Source organism: Promicromonospora sp. NPDC110617, assembly GCF_055598465.1.
The window spans coordinates 243,759-267,937 of sequence record NZ_JBVKBM010000006.1 but is presented as its reverse complement, the minus strand read 5'-3'; the positions used below and the strand labels follow the sequence as shown (position 1 = coordinate 267,937).

Sequence of the window (24,179 nt, the reverse complement as noted above, 5' to 3'; positions counted from 1 at the left end):
GGGCTCAGCCGCAGACCTTGGTGGTGTCGGCGCCGGTGAAGGCCTCTTCACCGGCCTGCTTGATCTCGGTCGACTCCGGCGTGGGCTCCGTCCCGGAGCCGTCGCCGGCCTCTGTTCCGGCGTCGGTCCCGGTCCCGGTGCCCGCGTCGGTCTCCGTGCTCTCCTCGCCCGTCGCCGTACCGTCGTCCGTCGCGGAACCCGAGGGGTCCGCCGACGGGGCGTCCGGGTCGCTGTCGATCGGCCGGTCGTGCTTGACGTTGTCCCACAGCTGTACGGCGTCGTCCGTCCATACGACGTTAGCCGCGTTGTTCGGGTCGTACTCGTTGGGGACGGTCATGAACGTGATCGTGTCAGGCCGCACGTTCCGCATGGAGTAGGCCAACCCGGCGAGTCCGTCGATGCTGGCCAGCTCCTCGTTCATGGTGAGCGAGCCGGTGACCGCCTTGAGGAACTTGAGCGTCTTGGACGGGTTGGTCAGCACGTCCTGGCTCAGCACCTTGCGGGAGAGCGAGGCCATGACCTCCTGCTGGCGGCCGATGCGGCCGAGGTCGGAACCGTCGCCGAGCCCGTCGCCCTTGCGCGCGCGGGCGTAGTCGAGGGCCTTCTGCCCCTGGAGCGTGTGGGTGCCGGGCGAGAGCGAGAGGTGGTTCGCGTCGGCGGAGTAGATCTCCTCCTCGACGCAGACCTCGACCCCGCCCACGGCGTCGACCATCGCGGAGAAGCCGGCGAAGTCCGCGACGATGAACCCGTCCATGTAGACGCCGGTGAGCTCCTCGATCGTCTTGACGGTGCACAGTGCGCCGTCGGCGACGGTCCCGCCGACCTGCACCCCCTGGGAGAACGCGGCGTTGAACTTGGTGCCGTACAGCTCGGCCGTGGTCGCGCCGTCGGCCGTGGTGCAGCTCGGCACGTCGACCGTGGAGTCGCGGGGGACGGAGATCATCTCGATCCGCGACCGGTCGCCCGAGATGTGCATGACGATGGTCGTGTCCGAGCGGGCGCCGATCTCGCCGCCGCCCGCCAGCGCGTCGTTGTCCCCGCTGCGCGAGTCGCTGCCCATGACCACGATGTTCAGCGGGATGCCCGCGTTCGGGTCCTTCGGGAGCACCTGCTTGGGCCGGTTCGTGCCCAGCGCCGCCATGTCGGCGGTCTCGATGTTCCCGGTCAGCTGGGTCACCGCGGTGGCACCGCCGGCGACAGCCAGCGAGAGGACCGCGACGACCACCATGGCGATCGCGCGGGACGCGCTGCTCAGCTGTCCCAGCGCCCGGGCATGGGACGGCCCCCGGGAGGGGTTCGTCGCACCAGAGGCGCTGAAGTCGGGAAATGTCACGGCCACCGATCCTAGAGGCTGCATGTTGCACGGCGGCGCACCGCCCGGGGGCGGACCGTAGAGGGTTCGTGGAGAAGCCCTGGCCCGATCGGCCTGGGCCCTTTTCGACCGGTCCGTACCCGGTGGTGGCCCGGGAAGTCCTGTGGTCCGGGCTTTGCCCGGTTCAGTCGATGCGTTCGCTGCCGCGCAGGCGCGCGAGCCGGTCGGCGTCCGCCTCCAGCGCGGCGGCCGTGGCGGACGACGTGAGGACCACCGACCCGCCGCCCGCCCAGCTGCCGAGCAGGTCGCGCAGCACCTCGGCGACGGGCCCGCGTCCGTCCACGAGCACGCGTGCCCCGTCGCCGGGCTCCGGCACCAGCACCTTGTGCCCGACGGCGCCCGCGGCGGTCACCAGCGCGTCCTGGTCCGGGTCCACCTCGGGCACCCAGGCGATCGCGTCGCCGTAGGTCATCACCGCGGACGCCGCGTCGATGGCGCCGGGCGGCAGGTCGCCGTCGTACTTCCGGGCCAGCGCGGGCAGGGAGACGACGACGAGGTCCGCCCCGCCGTCCGCCCACCGCTCCGGGGTGTCGGTGACCACCACGTCCGGCCGGGCCACGCCGGCGTCGGGCAGGGCTGCGGTCGCGCCCGTGCGCCAGGCGGCCAGCGCCCAGACCGCGGTGCGCCAGTGCACGGGCAGGTCGACGACGACGGTGGTGCCGGGCGCGGCGTCGAACTCCTCGACGAGCAGGTTGACCGTCTTGCTGGCCCAGTTGGCGAGGACGGCGCCGGAGAGCTCGACCCGCTCGCCGTCGTCGCCGTACCAGGTGAGGCGCGGCCGGCCGCCGTCGGCGGCAAGGCGGGCCAGGAGCGAGGCGACGTCGGGCACGGAGCCGCCGGTGCGGGGCGCGATCTGCATGCCGTCAGCCTAGGTGTGAACCCTGGGGGAGGACGTGGGGCGACCCCGTGCGCGGGGTGGCGGGTGTGTGCGCGTGCTGCGTGCGCGCCACGCCGCCGACGGCATGTCGGGCACGTGCGCCATATCGCGGCCGGATCGTTCTCGCGGTCGTCCGCCGGCCGGTCCGCCGGCCATTGTCCGCAGGGGCCCGGAAGGACACTCCGGCGTGTCGGCACGCCGGGGGTTTCGCCGGTCGGAAAAGCGGCCGGCGAGTGAGACGTGCGCCACGACCTGCGGAAGGACTCGTGAATTACCCGTGGAACCAGTGGGCGATAGCACATTTCCGCTTGACGACTCCAGGCGACACGCGTGTAATTCCATGTATGCAGTTTTCGTAGCGAATACGCAACGGGGCCTGAAACTGCAGGTCTGGCCAGACAGGCTTGATGGGTCGGTCGATCACATGATCTACCGGCCAGGCCTCGGGGCACGGACACGGCATGGAGGGGCACGTCATGTGGAACATGCTGGAATCGGACGTGGAGTTCCCGACTGACGCGGAGAGCGAGGTCGCACCGGTGGCACCGGTCCTGCCCCTCTTCGGCGAGCTGTATGTGCTGACCGAGCCGGACGACTCCCTGCTCGGCTGGCAGGAGCGCGCCCTGTGCGCGCAGACCGACCCGGAGGCCTTCTTCCCGGAGAAGGGCGGGTCCACCCGCGAGGCCAAGAAGGTCTGCTCCGGCTGCGAGGTGCGGGCGGAGTGCCTGGACTACGCGCTGGAGAACGACGAGCGGTTCGGTATCTGGGGTGGTCTCTCGGAGCGGGAGCGCCGCAAGCTCAAGCGCCGCGCCGTGTAAAGGGTTCGCCTCCAGGGCGTACGCGGCGGGGGACGCAACCCGCGCACCGTTCGGCGCCCGACCGGCGCGTCTGCGGCGTGTCGGCGAGGACGCGCCGCATGATGTGAAGCGAGATGAGCGCTCCACGTACCGACAGCCTGTCGGCCCCCAGCCCGGACCGGGGCTCCCATGCCGCCCCGGCGGGTCCGGTGTGGGCCAAGGTCCCGGCCCAGCCCACCGTGCAGCCGCCCGTGGCGGTCACGGTGACCGCCGTCGTGGTGACCCGCGGCAGCAGCCCCTACCTCGCCGCGACGCTCGCCGCGCTGCGCGCCCAGTCGCGCACCCCGGACGACGTGGTCGTGGTCGACGTCGACACCGCCCCCGCGACGTCCGGGCATCAGGACCTGCTGCTCGGCGGCGCCCGGTACGTGGCCGGTGCGGGTGCCCGCACCTTCGGCGAGGCGGTCCAGGCCATGCTCGCCGCGACGGGGGTCCCGGAGCGCGGCTGGCTCTGGTTCCTGCACGACGACTCCGCACCCGCGCCCGGCGCGCTGGCCGCGCTGACCCGGGCGGTGGAGCACTCCAACGCCGTGGCGGTGGCCGGGGCCAAGCAGCGGCACTGGGAGTCGGGCCCGGACGGGCTGCCGCTCGACCCGGACGCGGCCGACCGGGGCGTGCTGGTCGAGGTGGGGCACACCGTGTCGCCGTTGGGCCGGCGCATGACCGGTGTCGACGACACCGAGATCGACCAGGGGCAGCACGACTCCCGCGAGGACGTGCTCGCCGTCGGGCTCGCCGGGGCGCTGGTGCGCGCGTCGGTGTGGCGCGAGGTGGGCGGCACCGACCCGGCGTACGGCCAGTTCGGCGACTCGACCGACTTCTGCCGGCGCGTGCGGCTCGCGGGCCACCGCGTCGTCGTGGTGCCCGACGCCGTGGTGCGGCACGCGCAGGTCGCCCTGCACGCACCCGGCTCGGCCGGCGCGCGCCGCCGCAGCCAGCTCTACCTGCGCCTGACCTCCGTCGCGCCGTGGGTCCTGCCGTTCGCGATGCTCGCGATGGTGGTCTGGGCGCCGTTCGCCGCGAGCTACCGGCTCGCGATGAAGCACCCCGACCGCGCCCGCGACGAGCTGGTCGCGCCGCTGTGGGCGGTGTTCCGGCTGGGTCCGCTGCTGCGGGCCCGACGCCGGATCGCGCGCACGTCGACCGTGCCGCGCAGCGTACTGCGGCCGCTCCTGGGCACCTGGCGCGAGGTCGCCGCGGAACGGCGCGACAAGCGGCTCGCCCGCGGCGAGGCCCACCGGGTCGACGCCGCGCCGTCGGAGCTGGAGCAGGCCGAGCTGCAGGTCCTGGCGGTGCGACGCCGGTCGGCGCTCGCCGTGGTCGTGGTCGGCGCCGTGGGCCTCGCGGCCGCGCTGTTCGGCCCCGGGCTGGGCGCCCTCGCCTCCGGCGGGCGGCTGGTCGGCGGGGCCCTGCTCCCGGCCGGCGGCACGACGGCGACCACCTGGTCGGCCGCGACGTCCGGCTGGGTGCGCGACGGGCTCGGCACGGCCGCGCCGGCCGACCCCCTCCTCCTCGTGCTCTCCGGGCTGTCGGTGCTCGTGGGCGGCACGCTGCAGCACGCGGTGAACGCGCTGCTCCTGCTGGCGCTGCCGCTGGCCGCCGTCGGCGCGTGGGCCGCCGCGGGCACGGTGACGCGCTCCGTGTGGCTGCGCACGCTCGCCGCCCTGGCGTGGACCGTCGCCCCCGCGTTCCTCGGCGCCCTGGACGGCGGCCTGCTCGGCGGCGTGCTGGTGCACGCCCTGCTGCCCTGGACCGCCGTGGCGCTCGTCCGCGCGGTCGGCGTCCAGGCCGTCGACCGGGTGACGCACGCCGACGGCGGCTCGGACGGCGCGCCGGACGGCGGCTCGGCGTACGCCGCCCGGACCGGCACCGGCTCGCTCGGTGCGGCCGGCGCGGGCGGGCTGCTGCTGGCCTGCGTGGTCGCGGGCGCGCCCGTGCTGCTCCCCGCCGCCGTGCTCGTGCTGGCCGGGGCGATGCTCGTCGCCCCGCGCCGTCGCGTGCACCTCGCGCTCGCGCTCGTGCCGGCCCTCGTGGTCGGCGCCCCGCTGTGGTGGACGGCGCTGCGGGACGGCGACCTCGGTCTCCTGACCGCCGAGCCCCTCGCGGGGTCGGGCGTCCCGGACCCCGGCACGGCCTCCGGGCCGGCGCTGCTGCTCGGCCTGCCGGTGGCTCCCGCCGCCTGGTTCGACGTGCCCGACGGCGGGCTCCTGCTCACCGCCGCCGGCGTCGTCGTCGCGGCCGCGCCCTGGGTGCTCGGCGTGCTGGTGCTCGCGCTCGCGGTGGTCGGGCTGGTGGGCGCGCTCGCCGGGATCGGCCGCAGGGGCGGCACGGACGCGGCGCGGCACGTCGCGGCCATGGCGCTGGTCGGCTGGCTGGTCGCCGCCGCGGGTCTCGCCGCGGCGGTGCTCGCGCAGGACGACGGCCGCTGGGCGGGTCCCGGGCTGTCCCTCCTGCTGCTCGGCCTGGGTGCCGCGGCGGTCGCGGGCGTCGGCGTGCTCACCGGGCACGGGGTGCCGCTCGGCGGCTTCCTGGGCTCGGCGCGCAAGGTAGCCGTCGTCGGCCTGACCGTGGTCGCGGTGCTGCTCCCCGCGACGCAGGCCGTGGTGTGGCTGACCGGCTCCGGCAGCGTCGCGCACGGCGGCCGGTCCGGGCTGCTGCACGTGACGACCGACCCGGTGGTGCCCGCCGTCGGGCAGCAGATGCAGGCGCCGCCGCGGCAGGCCCGTGTGCTGGAGGTCGGCTTCTCGGCCGACGGCACGGTGCGGTACGCGCTGCTGCGGGCCGACGGCTCGCAGCTGGCCGACGCCTCGGTGGCGGCGCGGGTGGCCGCCCGTCCCGGGGGCGACCAGGCGGCTGACTCGGCCGCGGACCCGGCGACCGACCCTGCCGCCGCGCTCGACGCGGTCGTGGCCGCACTGACGTCCGGCACGACCGAGGGGGTGCCGCAGCAGCTCGCCGACCTGGGGATCGGGGCCGTGCAGGTCCGGTCCGACACTCCCGCCGTCGGCGACCTCGTGGCCACGCTCGACATGGTGCCGGGGATGAGCCGGGTGACCGAGGGCCAGGCGGTCTCGGTGTGGCGGGTGGCGCCCGCCGAGGAGCCGGCGCCCGGCTGGGCCCGGATCGAGGAGGACGGCGCCACGCGCCAGGTGCTGCCGTCGGGTGGCACGGCCGTGCACACGGAGGTCGAGGCCGGGGGCGCGGACCGAGTCGTCGTGCTGGCGGAGTCCGCGGGCCGGGGCTGGCACGCGTCCCTCGACGGCCGGCGGCTGGAGCCCGTCCCCGCGGACGAGGCGGCCGGGCTGCAGGCCTTCACGCTCGGGGCCGACGCCGGGCACCTCGTGGTCCGGTACGAGGCGCCGCACCGCACGGCCTGGCTCGTGCTGACGACGTTCACGCTGGTGGTCTTCGCCCTGCTGGCGCTGCCGGTGGGACGCAGGAGGGGTCGATGAAGCGCAAGAACCTGACGGCCGGGTCCGCGGTCCGGCGGGCGGCGGCCGCGGTGGGCGCCCTGCTGTGCGCGCTGGCGGTCGGCGCCCTGGCCACGACGGGCACGGCCGACCCGCGCGGCGCCGCGCGCGACGCGGCCCCGGCGGTCGACGACACGCGGTCCGTCCCCGTGGCGGCCACCGGGACGGGGCTGGTCTGCCCCACGCCGGCGCGGCTCGAGCAGCCCGACGTCGGGGACGACGCGTTCAGCGCGGCCCCCGTCGCGACGACCACGTCGCTGACCGCCGCCGTGCTCGACGGGGCCGACGGCGAGGAGCCGGCGGTCACGACGCTCGACGGCGAGCAGGAGGCGGAGCTCACCGGGCCGCTGGAGCAGGGAGCCGACGCGGCCGTGCTCGACGGCAGGCTGCCGGGCGCGCGCGTGCTGCGCCTGACACCCGGCACCGCGACCTACGCCGCCGGGACCGTGGCCTCCGTGACCACCGAGGGCGACCTGCGCGGCCTGGTCGCCGGGCCGTGCGTGGAGCCCGCCGTGGAGCACTGGCTGGTCGGCGGCAGCACCTCGGTGGGGTCGAGCGGCCGCCTGGTGCTGCAGAACCCGGGCCGTACCGCGGCCACCGTGACCCTGGAGGCCTGGGGCGCGTCCGGCCCGGTGGTGCTGGGGAGCCAGTCGCTCGTCGTCGTGCCGCCGGGGGAGCAGGTGGTCACGATGCTGGAGGCCGTGGCGCCCGACCAGGGCCGGCTCGCCCTGCACGTCACCGCCGAGGGCGGCCGGGTGGGCGCCTACGTGCAGCACCACCGGATCGAGGGGCTCGTGCCCGCGGGCGCGGACCTCGTCGTGGCCGGCGGCGCGCCGTCGCGGACGACGGCGGTGTCGGGCGTGACCAGCACGGGCGAGACCGTGGACGACCCGCACGCCCCGCGCCTCGACGTGCTGGCGCCGGGCACCCGGGCCGGCACGGCGCGGGTCGCGGTGCTCGGGCCCGACGGTCCGGTGCGGCTGCGCGGCGGTGAGGAGCTGCCGCTCGAACCGGGGCAGGTCACGACCCTGCCGCTGGGCGGCCTGCCCGCCGGGAGCTACACCGTGGTGGTGGACGCCGACGTGCCGGTGGTCGCCGGAGCGGCCGTGGACCGCAAGGGCGCCGCCGCGGAGGGTGACGGGATCGCCGCCGTGATCGACGACGACCCCTACGACCGGGCCTGGCTGGCCGGGCAGGCGGTCGCCGACACGACGGCTGCCGGGCAGACGGGTACCGGGCAGGCGGGCGGGGCCGCAGACGGCGCGGTCGCCGTGCCGGAGGACGTCGTGTACGGCGTGACGCTGAGCGGCGTGCCCGACGAGCGCGGTCCCGACGAGATCGAGGACGCGACGGGCAGCACCGAGGTGACGCTGCGCGGCGTCGGGCCGGACGGCGAGGTGGCCTGGACGCACCCGGTCGACGTGCCCGCCGGACAGACCGTCGAGGTGGGCTGGTCCGAGCTGTCAGAGCTCGGCGACGCCGTGGCGGTGGTCGCGGAGCAGCCCGCCGACCAGCCCGAGGTGGTCTGGTCGGTGCGGCTGGTCCAGGCCGACGACGCGAGCCTGTTCTCGGTGCTGGCCCCGACGCCGCCGCTCGCGGCGGACGGCGACGTGCGCGTGCGCCGGGTCGACGCCGCGGGCTGACCCCCGTGCCCTAGGAACGCTCGCCGAAGTTCGGGTCGATCTCCTCCGGCGTGCGGGCCAGCAGGTGCGCCACCTGTTCCACGACCACGTCGCGGACGAGGTCCGCGAGGTCGTCCAGGTCGATCGCCCGCACCTCCACGGGGCGGCGGTAGACCACCACGCGGCCGGGGCGGCCGGCCTCGGCGGGGAAGAACCGCCCGAGCAGCACCCCGCCGTCCTCCCACGGCGCGGGGTCCGACGGCGGCACGTCCTCCACGGCGAACTCGGTGCCGCGCAGGTGCGTGGCCCAGGTCCGGTCGAGGTCCTCGACGACGTCGAGCACGAGCTCGTCGAACCGCTGCGCGCGGGTGCGGTGCGCGGGGGTGCCCGGCGGGAACATCGGGCCGCGCAGCCCGCGTCCGCGCCGGTCCCGCCGCCGCGGCCCTGCATCCTGTCCGGCGGACTGCCCGGACGCCTCACCAGGCGCGCCGGGGCGGGCGGCGGCGAGCCGGAGCAGGTCGGCCTGCGAGGCCTTGGAGATCCCGGTCGGGCCGGGTGAGCCGCTGGCGGAACCGGTACCGGAGGAGCCGTTGCCGGAGGAGCCGCTGGACGAGCTGCCGGCGGGGCCGGAGCCCCGGCCCGACCGCCGGTTCCGGCCGCGAGGAGAAAACGGAGGCACCTACTGACGATACGTCGGATCCGGGGTGCGATCGGTCATCGCCACGACGAGGCGCCCGCTTCACCTCGCACCCCTATCCTGTGGGCGTGCGCGACGATCCCGCCGAGGCGGCGTACCGCAGAGCCCTGGCGCTGGTCACCGCGCTCGTCGTCCTGGTCGGCGGGTTGTGGGCGGTGCTGACCCCGCCGTTCCGTGCCCCGGACGAGCCGCAGCACGTCAACAGCGTGCTCCGTCTCGCGTACGGCGGCGGTTGGCCGCCCGCCGGCGAGGCGCTGGTGGGCCCCGCCGTCGACGCGGCACAGGACCAGGCCGCGCTGGCCACCGACGTGCCCGGGCGGCACCTGGACCGCGACGGCATCCCCGCGTTCGTCGGCGTGCCGCCCACCCCGGACGCCGAGCGCGGCACGGTGACCGGCGCGAACGCCCTGGCCGACCCGCTGCCGCCGGGCACCAGCACGCGGCACCTCGACACCGAGGCCGTGGACCAGATGACCCAGCACCCGCCGCTGTACTACGCGGTGGCGGCCGGCGTGCTGCACGCGACGGGCCTGGCCGAGGCGCGGTGGGACCTTCAGCTGCTGGCGCTGCGGCTGTTCGACGTCGTCCTGCTCGCGCCCCTGCCGCTGCTGGCGGCCGCGGCCGTGCGCCGGCTGTCGGGGTCGCGGGCGGCGGCGCTGGTGGCGGCGTCGGTCACGCTGTTCGTGCCGCAGGTGGGGCACATCCTGGGCAGCGTCACCAACGACGCCCTCGTCACGCTGGCCGGCGCGGCGACCGCGTACCTCTGCGTCCGTGTGCTCACGGGCGACCTGCGGACGCGGACGGCGGCCGCGCTCGGCGCGGCGGTGGGCCTCGGGCTGCTCACCAAGGTGATGGCGGCGTTCGCACTGCCCGTGGTCGTGGCCGCGTACCTGCTGGCGCCCGGCCCGCGTGGCCGGCGAGCGGCCGGGGCGCTGCTGGCGGGCGGCGCCGCGTTCGTCGTCGGCGGCTGGTGGTGGCTGCGCAACCTGCTGGTGCTGGGCACGGTGCAGCCCGTGGGCATCCCGGACCGGTTCCCCGAGGCGGAGTCCCGGGGCCTCTGGTACTTCCTGCGGACCGTCGTGACCAGCCTGACCCGGTCGTTCTTCGGCAACTTCGGCTGGCTGGAGGTCCGCCTGCCCGACGCGGTGTTCTGGACGGCGGCGATCGTCGTCGCCGCGCTCTGCGCGCTGGCGGTGCTGCGCGGCCCGGCGCGGCGCGCGACCGCGGTGCTCCTGCTGCAGCCGGCGGCGCTGTGGTGCGGCGTGCTGGTCAATGCCTGGCCCGACTACGCGGCCCACGGCTGGATCTCCGCCGTGCAGGGCCGCTACCTGTTCGCGGGCCTCCTCGCGCTGAGCGCGGGGGTGGCGCTGGGCCTGCTCGCCCTGCTCGGGCCGCGCCTGCGCCGCGCGACGCCGTGGGTGGTCGCCGCGGCGGGCCTGGCCGTGGCGAGCGGCCTCGCCTACGGGTTCCGGGGTTTCTACCAGGGCCCGGGCCAGTCCGTGGCCGACGCCGCGGCCCGCTGGGCCGGATGGAGCCCGCTGACCGGGGCTCAGCTCGTGCTGGTCGGCCTCGTGGTCGCGGCCGGTGGGATCGCCGCGGTGGTGGCCACTGCCCGGTTCGCCCGGAGCGCGAGCGCCGACGCGGCGGCGACCGCGCCGGCCGCGAGCACCCCCACCGCGGCGGCCGGCAGCGGCAGCTCGGCGTAGTACCCCGGCGGCGCGGGCGTGGTCAGCTCGACCGTGAGCCAGACCGCCAGGTCCAGCAGGGTCAGGGCGGTCCAGGCGGGGACGAGCAGCCGGGGCCGCACCGCCAGGCCCGCCGCGATCGCGAGGCACAGCGGCAGCGAGACCACCAGCAGGTAGCGCGGGTAGACGCCGCCGCTGCTGGCGGCGTACGTGACCTGCACGGTCACCGAGACGGCGACGGCGACGACGGGCAGGGCGCGCAGCAGCAGCCGGTCGGTGGGGTGGGCCGGTGCGCTGCCGGGCTCGTCCGACGGCGCGGGGGAGAGCAGGCCCCGGGCGGCCGCCCGCCGCCGTCGGACCACCCCGACCAGGGCGAGCACCAGGGGCGTCCACACGAGCAGCGCGGCGGTGACGATCATCGTGGTGAGCGTGAGCGCCGTGTTCGGGGGCAGGCGCCCGGCCCACCAGAACAGGTCGGGCAGGCGGGTCCAGGTCTCCGGGTCGGCGAGCACCGCCCACACGGGACGCTCCTGCCGGTTCTGGTGGGCCAGCGCCCAGTCGAAGTGCGAGCCGGTGACGGTGCCGGTCAGCTCCAGGTTGCGCAGGTAGAACCAGCCGCTGGTGGCCAGCACGGCGCCGGGGCCGGCCAGCGCGAGCGCGGCGACGGGCGCCCACCGGCCCCGGCCCTGCGCGGCCCGCACCGCCCCGGCGGCGAGGGCGACGCCCGCGACGACGGCGGCGAGGAGCGCGGCCGACAGCCGGGTCAGCGCGCACGTCGCCGCGACCAGCGACAGCCACGTGATCAGCGGGGCGTCCAGCCCGCGCCGGACCGCTGTCGCGGCCAGCCCGAACAGGACGGTCACGGCGGTGGCGGCCAGCAGGTCGTTGTACGCGCTGCCGCCGACGTGCGCGGCGGCGGGCATGGCCCCTGCGAGGAACGCCACGAGCGGGGGCAGCGCGCTGCCCGGCCGGGTCAGCCGGCGCGCGCTCCACCACGCCGCGAGGACGAAGACGCCGCTGAGCAGCACGTTCACGCCGCGGGCCGCGTAGACGGCGGCGACCGGGTGGCCGGCGTCCGCCAGGGGGCCCACGAGCGGGGCGACCAGCAGGTAGTACAGGGGCGGGTGCTGGGCGGTCCACTGCACGGGGGCGAGCCAGGCGCCGTCGGGCCGCAGGACGAGGCCGTCCTCGAAGACGGGCAGGCCGCCGTGCCACACCTGGTACGCGTAGTCGACGTGCGGGGGCTCGTCGCCGGTCGCGTAGGGCGCGTCGGCCAGCGCGACGGTGAGGGACAGGAGCATCCCGGAGAGCACCGCGAGCAGGAGGGCCAGGCGTTCGGCCCGCTCGGTGCGGAGCCGGGTCATGCGGCCGGCACCGGGTCGGCGTCGGCCGTCCGCGGCCGGGCCACGTCGTCCGGCGGCGGGACGACGGCGGTGCGCGCGACCGAGACCGCGACGGCCACGGCGAGCGCCGTCCCCGCGGCGACCACCGCGCCGAGCACCGCGGCGGGGAAGGGGTACCAGTGGCCGACGGCGCCCAGGGCGCGGCCGAGCGCGCCGGGACCGCCGTCCGCGGGCCACCAGTACAGGCGCCACGCGTCGTACTGGTAGGCCGCGTGCATGCCCGCGGCGAGGATCAGCAGTGCCGCCGGCGTCGCGCGGCGCCACGCGGGCCGCAGCACGGCGGCGCCCGCGAGCGCGACGACCAGCAGCCCGACGAGGCCGGTGTAGAGGTAGCGGCCCTGCTGCGCGGCGCCGACGTCGCCGAACGCCGCGAACTGCTCCCATGACCCACGGGCGACGATCCCGGCCAGGGCGGGCACGGGGAACAGCAGCACGAGCGCGTCGAGCCGGGGGAGCGGCCGGCGCGCCAGGGCGGCGGCGAGCCCGGCGACGACCAGGACGAGCGCCACGCGGGCCGCCCACCACGACGCGTCGTGCGCGCGGGTGGCGGCGTGGTCCTGGACGAAGAAGAGCGTGACCATGCGCTCGGCGAACCGGCCGAGCCAGGTGAGACCGCCGTCGGACCAGCCGTGCACGCGGGTGAGGTCCGGCGGGGTGGCGTGCGTGCCGTGCGGCTGGAGCATCCCGTGGACCACCACGTTGCGCACCCACCACGCGATCCCCGGCAGGGTGACGACGGCGACCACCAGCAGCGACGTCGCGGCGGAGCGCAGCTGCCCGGCGCGGACGCCGCGGTACCGCCACGCGGCGACGGCGTAGGCCAGGAGGATCCACGCGGGGAACATCAGCGCGAAGCCCTTGGTCAGCAGCGCGAGCGACGAGACCAGCCCGAGCAGCAGGGCCGTGCGGCGGCTCAGGTCGCCGGTGAGGACCCGGGCCACCAGGAGCGTGGCGCACGCGCCGAGGATCACCAGCAGGTTGTCGTTGTTGACGGCGGACTCGAGGTGCGTCAGCTCGGGGACCACGAGCGGGGCCAGGGCCGCCGCGACCGGCAGGGGCTCGGGGAGGCGCAGCCGCCGCGCCGTCGCGAACAGGAGCAGCGGCAGCGGGAGCGCGAGCAGCGCGTTCCACCAGCGCAGGAGCAGCCAGACCTGGTCCAGCGGGGCGTCCTGCCACCCGGGCACCAGACTCACGACGCCCGCGCCCAGCAGGTAGTACAGCGGCGGGTGCTGCACGAGCTGGTTGAACACCGGTTCCTGGCGCCCGTCGGCCCCCTCCGCCGTCAGGGTGGCGGCGCCGCCGGCCGCCCGGTACGACGGGCGCTCGCCGCGGGGCGGGACGTCGTCGCGGTCGGCCAGGTGCTGGGGCCCGTCCAGGCTGTCCGCGCCGATGAAGCCGCCCGCCGTGACGCCCTGCGTGACGTACGCGGTGCCCGGGCCGGGCCACGGCCAGGCGTCGCCCTGCCGCACCTGGAGCACGAGGTCCACGTGCTGGCGCTCGTCGGGCGAGCGGACGTTGGGGAAGACCGCGGTCTGGGCGAGCATGACGGCCAGGTGCAGGAGCACGATCAGCCACACCACGCCGGGGACCACGCGGGGTCGGGACACGCGTGCAGGGTAGCCAGGGCAGGTTGCCCGGGCCGGGCGCCCCGGTCACGGCCGGGTAACAGTCATTCCCCGGCACCCAGTGTTCATGCCCTGGTCATGTGCCGCTCCTAGGCTCGTGACGCGAGTCACTACTCCTCGGCATCATTCCGAGGAACACTGCTCATCGAAAGCACAGGCCATGAAGCTGTTCGTGCAGATTCCCTGCTTGAACGAGGAAGAGACCCTTCCTGACGTGCTTGCCACGATCCCCCGCAGCATCCCTGGGGTCGACGAGATCGAGATCCTGGTCATCGACGACGGGTCCACGGACAACACCGTGGAGGTCGCACGCCGCCTCGGCGTGCGCCACTTCGTGCGGCACACCCGGAACATGGGCCTGGCCCGGTCGTTCCGCGACGGCGTGGACTACGCGCTGCGGCACGGCGCGGACGTCGTGGTGAACACCGACGGCGACAACCAGTACCCGCAGGAACGGATCGGCGACCTGGTGCTGCCCGTCGTCCTCGGGAACGCCGACATCGTGATCGCCGACCGGCAGACCGCCACCATCGCGCACTTCTCCCCGCTCAAGAAGCTGCTGCAGCAGGCGGGCAGCGCCGTGGTGAACTTCGCCGCCGGGACCGACCTGCCCGACGCCGCGAGCGGGTTCCGCGCCTACTCGCGCGGCGCGCTGCTGCGGCTCAACGTCGTCACGCAGTTCAGCTACTGCATGGAGACGATCATCCAGGCCGGGCACAAGCGGATGCGCATCGCGAGCCTGCCGGTCACCACCAACCCGAAGACCCGCGAGTCCCGGCTCTTCACCAGCATGTGGCAGCACATCGCCAAGTCGGCCCAGGCCATCAGCCGGTCCTACGTGATGTTCAAGCCGCACACGGTGTTCGTCACGCTCGGCCTCCTGTTCGCGTTCGGCGCGCTGGTGCCGTTCGGCCGGTACGCCGTGCTCCTGGCCACGGGCACCGCCGGGCAGCACCTCCAGTCGATCGTGCTCGGGGCGACCTCGATGGTCGGCGCGCTGCTGAGCTTCGCCCTGCTGGTGCTGGCCGACCTCCAGCGCACCAACCGGGTCCTGCTCGAGGAGACGCTGGAGCGCCTCAAGGAGGTGCAGTACGGCACGACGACGGGTCCCGCCGTGCCGGGCGCGGCGCAGAACGGCCGGCCGTCGGGCGCCGGCCCGGGGCTCGCGGACGTCCCCGCGAGCGTCCAGTGATCGTCTTCGGCACGTACGACGCCGCGCGGCACCCCCGCACCGCCGTCCTGGTCGCCGGGCTGCGCGCCCACGGGATCAAGGTCACCGAGCTGAACCGCCCCCTCGGGCTGTCCACCGCCGAACGGGTCCGGATGCTGCAGCAGCCCTGGCGGCTGCCCGTCCTCGCCGTCCGCCTGGTGCGGTGCTGGGCGGCGCTGGCGGGCGACGCCGTGCGGCACCGGCGGGCGGAGGGCCGGCCCGAGGCGGTGCTCGTGGGGTACCTGGGCCACTTCGACGTGCTCCTGGCCCGGCTGCTGTACCCCCGTTCCACGGTCGTGCTCGACCACCTCGTCTTCGCCGGGGACACCGCCGCCGACCGCGGGGCCGCCGGCCTGCGCGTCCGGCTGCTCACCGGGCTGGACCGGCTGGCCGTCGCGTGCGCCGACGTGGTGGTCACCGACACCGACGAGCACCGGCGGATGCTCCCCGACCCCGACAAGGGCGTGGTCGTGCTGGTCGGCGCCCCGGACGAGTGGCAGCTCCCGGTGGCCGCGCCCGTCGAGACCCGGCCCCCGGTGGACGAGCACGTCGAGACCCGACCGCCGCTGGTCGAGCCTGTCGAGACCCCGGCCCCGACGGGCGGGCTGTCCGTCGTCTTCTTCGGGCTGTACACCCCGCTGCAGGGCGCACCCGTGATCGCCGAGGCGGTGCGCGACGCCGTCACGGCGGGCGCGCCCCTGCGCGTCACGATGGTCGGCGCCGGCCAGGACCTGCCCCGCGCCCGCGAGATCCTGGCGGGCACACCGGGCGTGACCTGGCACGACTGGGTCGAGCCCGGCGAGCTGCCCGCCCTGGTCGCCGCGCACGACGTCTGCCTCGGCATCTTCAGCGACACCCCGAAGGGCCTGCGCGTGGTGCCCAACAAGGTGTACCAGGGCCTCGCGGCCGGCTGCGTCGTGATCACCTCGGACACCCCGCCGCAGCGCCGCGCCCTCGGGGAGCACGTCGAGCTGGTCCCGGCGGCCGACGCGGCGGCGCTCGCGGCCGAGCTCGTCCGGCTGGGCACCCCCGAGGCGCTGGCGGATGCCCGGGACCGGGCGGCGCGCGGGCGCGACCGGATCCGGCCCCAGGTGGTCGCCGAGCCGCTGGTCGCCGAGCTGCGGCGCCAGGACGTGCTGTGAGCGAGCCCCGCACCGCGCCCGTCTCCCGTCCGCAGCCGACCCGCGGTCCGCGCCCGGCGTGTCGTCCGCTGTCGGCGCGCATGCTCGCGGCGCTCCGGTCGCGCTGGGTGCGGTGGGGCTTTCTCGGCGTCGCGCTGACGCTCGCGCTCTGGTACGTGGTCGCCCACCGCGAGGCGCTGGCGCGGGCCGCGGCCGGGCTGTCCGCGGGCGAGGTGGCGGTCGTCGCCGTCCTCGGCGTGGGGTACGTGTGGTGCACGCTGCTGGCGTGGCGTGCCGTCCTGGCCGACCTGGGCTCGCCGCTGCCGCTGCGCGGGGCCGTCGCGGTGTTCGGCACCAGCCAGCTCGGCAAGTACGTGCCGGGCGGGGTGTGGAACGTCGTGGCCGCCGCCGAGGCCGGGGCGGGGCAGGGGGTGCCGCGCGCCCGGTCGGCGGCCGCGATGCTGGTGGCCGTCGCGGTCTCCATCGCCTCCGGCGCGGCGGTCGGCGCGGTGACGCTGCCGCTCGTGTCCGCGGGTGCGCTCGGCGCGTGGTCCTGGGTGGTGTGGGCGGCCCCGGCGGTCGTGGTCGTCCTCGTACCGCCCGTGCTGAACCGGCTGATCACGCTGGCCCTGCGGGTCGCCCGGCGCGGCGCGCCGGAGCATGCGATGACCTGGGGCGGCCTCGGCCGCACCGCCGCGTGGTCGGTGGCGGGCTGGCTGGTGGCGGGGCTGCAGCTCTGGGTGCTCTGCCTGGGGCTGGGTCTGCCCCCGACCGCCCGGACGCTCGCCCTGGCGACGGGCGGCTGGGCGCTCGCGTGGACCGCCGGGTTCCTGTTCGTGGTCGCCCCGGCGGGTGCGGGCGTGCGCGAGGTGGTGCTCGCGGCGGTGCTCGCCGGGGTGCTGCCGGGCCCTGCCGCGGGGCTCGCGGTGCTCGTCAGCCGGGTGGTCCTGACCGTCGTCGACCTGGCGTTCGCGGGCGTGGGGCTGCTGCTCGCCCGGTCCGCCGGACGAACTCGTGCCGGATCACCGCCGTTACGCCCGTGAATGCCCGGCGTGTTCGGCACGTCCTACCCGGTCAGCGGCGTAGTCTCGGCGCGTGAGATCGGTGAGACAGTGTTCGCGCTCGGCCTGCACCAATGCGGCCGTGGCGACGCTCACGTACGTGTACGCGGACTCGACCGCGGTCTTGGGTCCGCTGGCGCACCTGGCCGAGCCCCACAGCTACGACCTGTGCGCGGAGCACGCCGAACGGCTGACCGCGCCGCGCGGGTGGGAGGTGGTGCGCCTCATGCCCGAGTTCGAGGACGCAGGGCCGAGCCCCGACGACCTGTCCGCCCTGGCCGACGCCGTGCGCGAGGCCGGCCGCCGGCGTCGTCCGGCAGAACCGCCGACGGTGACGGAGACGGCCCGCCGGGGCCACCTCCGGGTCCTGCGCGCGGACGACGACAACTCGGCCTGACGCCCGCCCGCGCCGCCCGCCCGCGTGATCGGCAGAAGGTCAGGTGATCGGTACCCCGAGGTGCCGATCACCTGACCTTCTGCCGATCATCTGAATCGGCGCGGCGCGTTGCGCCGCGCCGCGGGATCAGGGGACCCAGGCGCAGACCGCGTGGCCCGCGCCTGAGAGCTCCAGGTTGCCGGCGTCGTGCGGCACGAAGACCGACTCGCCCTGGGCCAGGCGTTGGGGCCCCTCCTCGGAGCGGTCCGCGGTGAGCACCAGCTCGCCGTCGAGGCACAGCAGGATGCGCGGCCCCGTCGCGGGCAGCGCCACGGGCTCGCCCGGGTCGACGTCGGCGGTGGTCAGGGCGAACTCCGTGACCGGCACGCGGTAGGTGTGCACCTGCCCGCGGCTGCCCGCCGTCGTCACCTCGGGGGCGGACGGCTGCTGCGGGGCGAACACGGTGCACGCGACGAGGTTCTCCTCGTCCACGAGCTTCGTGGTCAGGCCGGCGCGGAGCACGTTGTCGGAGCTGGCCATGATCTCGATGCCGACGCCGGACAGGTAGGCGTGCACCACGCCCGCGGGCGTGAACGCGGCCTCGCCCGGCTCCAGCGAGAAGCGGTTGAGCATGAGGGACGCGATGGCGCCCGGGTCGCCGGGGTGCTGCTCGGCGAGGTCGATCACGGTGTGGTCGGCGCGCTCGAACGGGGAGCCGGCCGCCAGGCGGGCCCGCACCGACTCGAGGGTCGCCTCGATGTCGGCGGCGCAGGCCTCGTCGGCGCGGGCGGAGAGCAGGTGGTTGAACGCCTCCCGCATGCCGTCGTGGCTGCGGTCGTTGAGCAGGGCCGCCCGGACGCCGGCGACCATGTCGCCCGCCAGGCCCTCCAGCACGTCGAGGATGGTGCGCGGCGTGCGGAAGCCCGCCAGCCCCTCGAACTGCGAGAGCGCGACGATCATCTCGGGCTTGTGCTGGTCGTCCTTGAACGACCGCTTCGGCGAGGTCAGCGGCATCCCGGCCTTGTTCTCGCGCGCGAAGCCCTCCCGGGCCTGCCGGGGCGAGGGGTGCACCTGCAGCGACAGCGCCTTGCCGGCGGCCAGCACCTTGAGCAGGTACGGCAGGCGCGGCCCGAACTGCTCCGCGACCCGGTGGCCGAGCGTCTGCACGGGCGCCTCGCGGACCAGGCGGTCGAGGGTGACGTGGTCGACCTCGCCGTCGCGCGTGATCGCGCTGACCGACGGCGCGCTGGTGTGCGCGCCGAGCCACATCTCGGCCTGCGGCTCACCGTCCGGCTCCGCGCGGAGCAGGTGCGGGATCGCGTCGACGGATCCCCAGTCGTACCGCTGGATCGTGTTGGTCAGCGGAAGCGGGGCGTGGAACTGGGCAATCGCAAGCACCGCGCAAGGATAACCGTACGAAACATCCGGTTCCTGGACAGGATGCGGGGACGCCGTGCGGGGAAGTGGTGCGGGAACGTGACGGGCGGCGTGCCGCGACGCGTGGCGGCGGCCGGTGGTCGGGGCACCCCGACCCGCAGATCGGGGGCACCCCTGATCGCGGTGGGCCGTCCGCGTTCCGTAGGCTGGCGGCGTGGCCATCGACCTGAGCACCCTCGTCAAGGCGTACGACGTACGCGGTGTCGTCCCCGACCAGCTCTCCCCGCACGTGGCGCAGGCCCTGGGGGCCGCGTTCGCCCGTGTGGTCGTCCTCGCGGACGCCGATGGCGCCGACGCCGCCGCGGCGGCCCGGCCCGCCATGGTGATCGGCCGCGACATGCGGGACTCCGGCCCGGAGCTGGTGGACGCGTTCGCCCGGGGCGTCACCGACCAGGGCGTGGACGTCACGCTGATCGGCCTGTGCTCCACCGACGGGCTCTACTTCGCGTCGGGGCGGCTGGACGTGCCGGGCGCGATGTTCACCGCGAGCCACAACCCGGCGCGGTACAACGGGATCAAGCTGTGCCGTTCGGGCGCGCGCCCGGTGGGGCAGGAGACCGGCCTGGCCGAGGTGCGCGAGCTGGCGCAGCGGTACCTGGACGGCGGGCTTCCCGAGCCGGTGGCCGAGCCCGGCCGGGTGACCGAGCAGGACGTGCTGGCCGACTACGCGGGGTTCCTGCGCGAGCTGGTGGACCTGTCCGGCGTGCGGCCCCTGAAGGTCGTGGTCGACGCCGGCAACGGCATGGGCGGCCTCACGGTCCCCGCCGTCCTGGGCGACGCCGCGGGCCTCGCAGGGCTGCCGCTGGAGGTGGTGCCGCTGTTCTTCGAGCTGGACGGCACGTTCCCCAACCACGAGGCCAACCCGCTGGAGCCGGCCAACCTGATCGACCTGCAGGCCGCCGTCGTCGCGAACGAGGCGGACCTGGGGCTCGCGTTCGACGGCGACGCCGACCGGTGCTTCGTGGTGGACGAGCGGGGCGGCGCCGTCTCGCCGTCGGCCATCACCGCCCTGGTGGGGCTCGCGGAGGTGACCAAGGAGCTGACCGCCGGCCGCACGCCGACGGTGATCCACAACCTGATCACGTCCCACGCCGTCCCCGACCTGCTGTCCGCGGCGGGCGCGGAGACGGTGCGCACCCGGGTGGGGCACTCGTTCATCAAGGCGCAGATGGCCGAGCACGGCGCGGTGTTCGGCGGCGAGCACTCCGCGCACTACTACTTCCGCGACTTCTGGTTCGCGGACACGGGGATGCTGGCGGCGCTGCACGTGCTGGCCGCGCTCGGGACGCAGGACCACACGATGTCGGAGCTGGCCGAGATGTTCGAGCCGTACGTCGGCTCGGGCGAGATCAACTCGACGGTGCCGGATGCCGCCGCGGCGACCGAGCGGGTGCTCGACGCGTACCGCGCGGCGTATCCGGGGATCGTGGTGGACACCCTGGACGGCGTGACGGTCTCGCACTGGGAGTCGCACCCGCAGTGGTGGTTCAACCTGCGCGCGTCCAACACCGAGCCGCTGCTGCGGCTGAACGTGGAGGCCGCCGACCAGGACATCATGGAGAAGGTGCGCGACGACGTCCTGTCGCTCGTGCGTGATCCGGCCGCCGAGCCGGCCGAGGGAGAAGAGACACCGTGAGCACTGCCAAGACCGAGCCGCTGGAGCCGTGGGTGCGCGAGATCCTGCGCTGCCCCGTGACCGGGGCGACCCTGACGGACGGCGTCGGGCCCGGCGGCGAGCCGGAGCTGCACTCGACCGATCCCGAGCGGCCGCTGGCCTACCCGGTGCGCGACGGCATCCCGGTGCTGCTGGAGTCGGACGCCCGCCCGCTCTGAACGGGCGGGCTCAGCCCGGCTGGATGCTCGTGAACCAGGACGACGGCACGTTGCCCGCCGAGGTCTTCGCGCCCACACGGGACCGGATCTGGTCGGCCTTGCCCGTCACGCTCCGGGTGGCGCCGTTCGGCGCCGTGGCCACGAGCCGCCTGACCTGACCGCTCGAGTACCGGTCGGTCACCTTGATCGACGCGACCCGGTCCAGGCCGAAGAGCTGCTGCGCCCTGGCCTGGCTGAGCGCCCGCTCCCAGCGCACCATGCCGTTGCCGGGGGCGGCCTTCGAGTACGGGTCCGTCTCGGACCGCTCGTAGGGCACGGCCGACGACCACACGTCCTCGGACCGGGCGCTCCGCCAGCCGTACCGGGAGCTCCCGCCGCTCGACGAGTAGTAGTGGGCGGCCACGGCCCGGCCGCCGTAGGTCAGCACGCTCGCCCGGCTGAGCGTGCGGGCGGTGGAGCTGACGGCCTTGCGCCAGTACGCGCTGCCCTCGCCCGAGGCCTTCTTCCACCCGGAGAACTGCTGGTCGCGGATGTCGTCCACGACGTGGCAGCGGCAGACCGCCTTGCGTTGCGCCGTCTCCAGCACCGCGTACGACCGGGCGACGACGGCCTGTGCGCGCAGCGCCTGCTGGCCCCCGGCGGAGCCCCACGAGGACGGCATCTCGGCGACGCCGTACAGGTAGTCGGTGTTCAGCCGCAGCCGGTTGACGACGTTCGGCACCCCCTGCGACGCGCTGAGCAGGAGCCGCCCGTACCGGTAGGAGCCGTGCGCGCCCTTGACGCTCGCCGTCGCGGGGCTCGCGCCAGGCCTGTAGGAGGGCGTCCCGGTCCACTGGAGGGTCAGCTCGTCGTGCCGGTGCAGCCGGCCGTCCGGGGTGCGCACCAGCACGTCGCCCTTGGCCGTCGACACGTTCAGCGTGCCCGCCGGGCCGAAGGCCACGGTCCGCTCGCCCGCGCGCAGCCGCCACCCGCCGCCGCGCACCGTGACCTTGGTCGCGCCCGAGTCGCCGTAGCTCGTGTACGAGTACGGGTCGGGCCCGTAGACCTGGACGTCGATCAGGGTCTTGGTGTTGACTCGCTTGGCCACCGTGCCCTGGTAGTAGTGCGCGAGGATGCCCGCGGCGGAGTGTCCACGCCGGGACATCTCGTAGGCGCCGTACTGCGCCATCCCCACACCGTGGCCGAAGCCCGAGCCCTCGATGACGAACCGGTCGGGCACCGCCGCGCTCGCGGTGCCCGGGGCCGCGACGAGCGACGCCGTCGCGAGGACGAGGGGGAGCAGGAGGTGGCGCCAGCGGTGCGGGCGCTGCCGCCCGGGCTGGCGTTCGCGTCCGCCGCGCGGGGCGGGGGAGGGGACGGGTCGTTCGGCGCCGGCTCGTGTGCTCATGGTGATCTCTCCTCACTGCACTCTGCATCACGGCCCGCCGCTCGGCACCCGGGGTCACCCGCAGGTCACCCGCTCCTCACCCGAAACGGGTGATTAATGCCAACATGGGTGCGGTGTCGCCCGGCCGTGCCTACGGTCGGGGCCATGAAGCCACTCGTACGGCGAACGACCACGACATCCCTGGTACTCGTGCTCTCCGCCGGCGGCGTGCTGCTGCCGGCCGTCGAGCTGCCCCTTCCGGAGGCCTCGGCGGTGACCCCGGAGCTCGACGAGGTCCGCCTGCGCGGCGTCGACCCCGCGGCGCGGCGCGACCCGAGCGCCCTGCGCGCGGCGCAGGGCCACGACGAGGCCCCCGCGCACACCAACGGGGACACCCACGCCGACGCCCACGCCGAGACGAAGGCCGACGGCGGGGCGGGCACGGCGGGCGGCACGCGGTCCGGGTCTGCGGACGACGCCGGGGCGGCGCCCGGCCGGCTCGCGGCGCTGAGCCCCCGCACCGAGACCCTGGAGTTCCTCGTCGCCGGCGTCACCTGGGACGCCGCCTCGGACGAGGAGGTCACCGAGGTCGCCCTGCGCGTCCGGGAGGACGACGCCTGGGGCGCCTGGCAGTCGGTCGGCGTCGAGGAGGTCGGCGCCGACGGCACGGGCGTCCCGGGAGGCCGGGCCGGTACCGAGCCGTTCCTCTCTGCCGGCGCCGACGCCGTGCAGGCCCGCGTGCGGACGGTGAGCGGGCGGACGCCGTCCGGCCTGCGCGTCCACGTCGTGGATCCGGGCGCGACGGCCGCCGACGCGAACGCGGGGGCGACGGCGCAGCCGGCGGGCTCGGCGAACGCGGCGACCGGCGACGAGATCCGGCCAGCGCTCGTGCCGCGCAGCGGCTGGGGCGCCGACGAGTCGCTGGGCGAGGTGTGGCCCGAGGTGTCGGGCCGGCTGGACGCGATGTACGTGCACCACACGGCGGGCACCAACGCGTACAGCCGGAGCCAGTCGGCGGCGATCGTCCGCGGCATCTACGCCTACCACACGCAGTCCCGGGACTGGCCGGACATCGGCTACCAGTTCCTCGTCGACCGGTACGGGACGGTCTTCGTCGGGCGCCGGGAGGCGGCGACGGACAACCCGATCGGCGCGCAGGCCGGGGGCTTCAACACCGGCACCATCGGCATCTCCGCGATGGGCAGCTTCGACTCGGCCTCCCCGACGTCGTCCCTGCTGCGCAGCCTGGAGCGCGTGCTCGCGTGGAAGGCCTACCGCTACCACATGCCCGTGACCGGGACCGTGGGCCTGCCGAACGGCGGCAGCTCGGGGTCCGGCACGCGCAGCGACCCGGGCGACGTGGTGCGGGTGCCCCGCATCCTCGGCCACCGCACCACGAACTGGACCGCGTGCCCCGGTACCCAGCTGGCCGAACGGCTCCCGGCGATCCGCCGGGCGGTGAACGCGATGAAGAACGCCGCGCTCGACCGGTACGGCACCGTGCGCTTCACGACCGGCACGATCACGGCCCGCGCCGCGAAGGGGAACCAGTACCCGATCCAGTGGCCGGCCCGGACGCGGTTCCACTGGGCCGCCGAACCGGGGGCGGTGCGCTACCAGGTGCTGGAGCGCTACGCCGGCTACCGGTCGCCCATGCCGAACGAGCGCTACTGGCGGCGGATCGTCACGGTGTCGGGCACCTCGGCCAACCTGTACGCCGCCGAGGGGCTGTCGGTGCAGTACGCCGTGCGGGCGGTCGACCGCAACGGCCGGCTCGGCCCGATCTCGCACCTCGTGCGCACCACCCGCCCCGTGTCGTTCGCCTCGATGGCCCGCACCACGGGCACCTGGGCCCTGGTGCGCAACGACGCCTACTTCCGGGACCGGGCCTGGTCCACCGTGCACGCCGACAGCCGGCTCGTGGTGTCCGACGTCGAGCGCGTGACCCAGGTGCGGGTCATGACCGCGACGGCGCCCGGGCGCGGGCGGCTGGCCGTGTACGTGGGGTCCACCCGCGTGGGGGTGCTCGACACCGACCGGCCGAGCGCGGCGCAGCGGGTCCTCACCGTCCGCCTCCCGCGGACCATGTCCGGGCGGGTGACGCTGCGCACGCTCGACGACGCCCGGGTGCGGGTCAGCGGGGTGGCGTTCGTGCGGTGGTGAGCCT

Annotated in this window: 17 protein-coding genes; 11 read left to right on the top strand and 6 right to left on the bottom strand. The window is 75.7% G+C overall.

What is annotated here, in order from left to right; genetic code table 11:
- Positions 1-4 precede the first annotated feature (4 nt).
- Both ACZ7LE_RS26570 and ACZ7LE_RS26565 read right to left on the bottom strand, forming a co-directional pair.
- Positions 5-1,333 carry an LCP family protein gene (locus ACZ7LE_RS26570; RefSeq protein WP_470406211.1) on the bottom strand — a complete coding sequence of 443 codons (1,329 nt, stop codon included), beginning with the start codon at positions 1,331-1,333 and terminating at the stop codon, positions 5-7.
- Positions 1,334-1,496: 163 nt separating this feature from the next.
- On the bottom strand, positions 1,497-2,231 hold the full coding sequence (locus tag ACZ7LE_RS26565; RefSeq protein ID WP_470406210.1) for a TIGR03089 family protein: 735 nt from the start codon (positions 2,229-2,231) through the stop codon (positions 1,497-1,499).
- A 494-nt stretch (positions 2,232-2,725) separates the two neighbouring features.
- Here ACZ7LE_RS26565 and ACZ7LE_RS26560 point away from each other — a divergent pair, with 494 nt between their 5' ends.
- From ACZ7LE_RS26560 to ACZ7LE_RS26550, 3 genes are all read left to right on the top strand, one after another.
- Positions 2,726-3,067, top strand: a complete 342-nt coding sequence (locus ACZ7LE_RS26560) for a WhiB family transcriptional regulator (RefSeq protein ID WP_397398634.1) — start codon at positions 2,726-2,728, stop codon at positions 3,065-3,067.
- A gap of 113 nt (positions 3,068-3,180) precedes the next feature.
- Positions 3,181-6,558 (top strand): glycosyltransferase family 2 protein, encoded by a 3,378-nt coding sequence (locus tag ACZ7LE_RS26555; RefSeq protein ID WP_470406209.1) that lies wholly within the window; start codon positions 3,181-3,183, stop codon positions 6,556-6,558.
- Positions 6,555-8,219 (top strand): DUF5719 family protein, encoded by a 1,665-nt coding sequence (locus ACZ7LE_RS26550; protein WP_470406208.1) that lies wholly within the window; start codon positions 6,555-6,557, stop codon positions 8,217-8,219. The genes ACZ7LE_RS26555 and ACZ7LE_RS26550 overlap by 4 nt, the downstream gene beginning before the upstream one ends.
- 10 nt (positions 8,220-8,229) lie before the next feature.
- Here the strand turns inward: ACZ7LE_RS26550 and ACZ7LE_RS26545 are convergent, their stop codons facing one another.
- The gene (locus ACZ7LE_RS26545; RefSeq protein WP_470406207.1) at positions 8,230-8,877 is read right to left on the bottom strand and encodes a metallopeptidase family protein; all 648 of its coding nucleotides are present in this window, start codon (positions 8,875-8,877) and stop codon (positions 8,230-8,232) included.
- A gap of 86 nt (positions 8,878-8,963) precedes the next feature.
- Between ACZ7LE_RS26545 and ACZ7LE_RS26540 the strand changes: the two genes are divergently transcribed.
- Positions 8,964-10,601: a DUF2142 domain-containing protein gene (locus ACZ7LE_RS26540; RefSeq protein WP_470406206.1), complete on the top strand. Its 1,638-nt coding sequence runs from the start codon at positions 8,964-8,966 to the stop codon at positions 10,599-10,601.
- 1,339 nt (positions 10,602-11,940) lie between these two features.
- Here the strand turns inward: ACZ7LE_RS26540 and ACZ7LE_RS26535 are convergent.
- On the bottom strand, positions 11,941-13,590 hold the full coding sequence (locus tag ACZ7LE_RS26535; protein WP_470406205.1) for a phospholipid carrier-dependent glycosyltransferase: 1,650 nt from the start codon (positions 13,588-13,590) through the stop codon (positions 11,941-11,943).
- A gap of 178 nt (positions 13,591-13,768) precedes the next feature.
- On the opposite strand from ACZ7LE_RS26535, the gene ACZ7LE_RS26530 reads away from it, so the two are divergent.
- From ACZ7LE_RS26530 to ACZ7LE_RS26515, 4 genes are read left to right on the top strand one after another with little or no spacing between them, the layout of a single operon-like run.
- On the top strand, positions 13,769-14,800 hold the full coding sequence (locus ACZ7LE_RS26530) for a glycosyltransferase family 2 protein (protein WP_470406204.1): 1,032 nt from the start codon (positions 13,769-13,771) through the stop codon (positions 14,798-14,800).
- On the top strand, positions 14,797-15,960 hold the full coding sequence (locus tag ACZ7LE_RS26525; protein ID WP_470406203.1) for a glycosyltransferase: 1,164 nt from the start codon (positions 14,797-14,799) through the stop codon (positions 15,958-15,960). Before ACZ7LE_RS26530 ends, ACZ7LE_RS26525 begins: the two co-directional genes overlap by 4 nt.
- Entirely contained in the window at positions 15,957-16,982 is a 1,026-nt protein-coding gene (locus ACZ7LE_RS26520; protein WP_470406202.1) for a lysylphosphatidylglycerol synthase domain-containing protein, read from the top strand. The genes ACZ7LE_RS26525 and ACZ7LE_RS26520 overlap by 4 nt, the downstream gene beginning before the upstream one ends.
- A gap of 52 nt (positions 16,983-17,034) precedes the next feature.
- Complete coding sequence (locus tag ACZ7LE_RS26515) at positions 17,035-17,397, top strand: DUF3499 domain-containing protein (protein ID WP_026366101.1); 363 nt, start codon at positions 17,035-17,037, stop codon at positions 17,395-17,397.
- Between the two features lie 126 nt (positions 17,398-17,523).
- On the opposite strand, the gene manA is transcribed toward ACZ7LE_RS26515, so the two are convergent.
- Positions 17,524-18,774, bottom strand: a complete 1,251-nt coding sequence (gene manA / locus ACZ7LE_RS26510; RefSeq protein ID WP_470406201.1) for a mannose-6-phosphate isomerase, class I — start codon at positions 18,772-18,774, stop codon at positions 17,524-17,526.
- A 193-nt stretch (positions 18,775-18,967) separates the two neighbouring features.
- On the opposite strand from manA, the gene ACZ7LE_RS26505 reads away from it, so the two are divergent.
- Together ACZ7LE_RS26505 and ACZ7LE_RS26500 are read left to right on the top strand one after the other, a co-directional pair.
- Positions 18,968-20,449, top strand: a complete 1,482-nt coding sequence (locus ACZ7LE_RS26505) for a phosphomannomutase/phosphoglucomutase (protein ID WP_470406200.1) — start codon at positions 18,968-18,970, stop codon at positions 20,447-20,449.
- Positions 20,446-20,646, top strand: a complete 201-nt coding sequence (locus ACZ7LE_RS26500; protein ID WP_470406199.1) for a Trm112 family protein — start codon at positions 20,446-20,448, stop codon at positions 20,644-20,646. Before ACZ7LE_RS26505 ends, ACZ7LE_RS26500 begins: the two co-directional genes overlap by 4 nt.
- Before the next feature lie 10 nt (positions 20,647-20,656).
- On the opposite strand, the gene ACZ7LE_RS26495 is transcribed toward ACZ7LE_RS26500, so the two are convergent.
- Entirely contained in the window at positions 20,657-22,033 is a 1,377-nt protein-coding gene (locus ACZ7LE_RS26495) for a SpoIID/LytB domain-containing protein (protein WP_470406198.1), read from the bottom strand.
- 144 nt (positions 22,034-22,177) lie between these two features.
- Between ACZ7LE_RS26495 and ACZ7LE_RS26490 the strand changes: the two genes are divergently transcribed.
- Positions 22,178-24,175 (top strand): N-acetylmuramoyl-L-alanine amidase, encoded by a 1,998-nt coding sequence (locus ACZ7LE_RS26490; RefSeq protein WP_470406197.1) that lies wholly within the window; start codon positions 22,178-22,180, stop codon positions 24,173-24,175.
- Positions 24,176-24,179 lie beyond the last annotated feature (4 nt).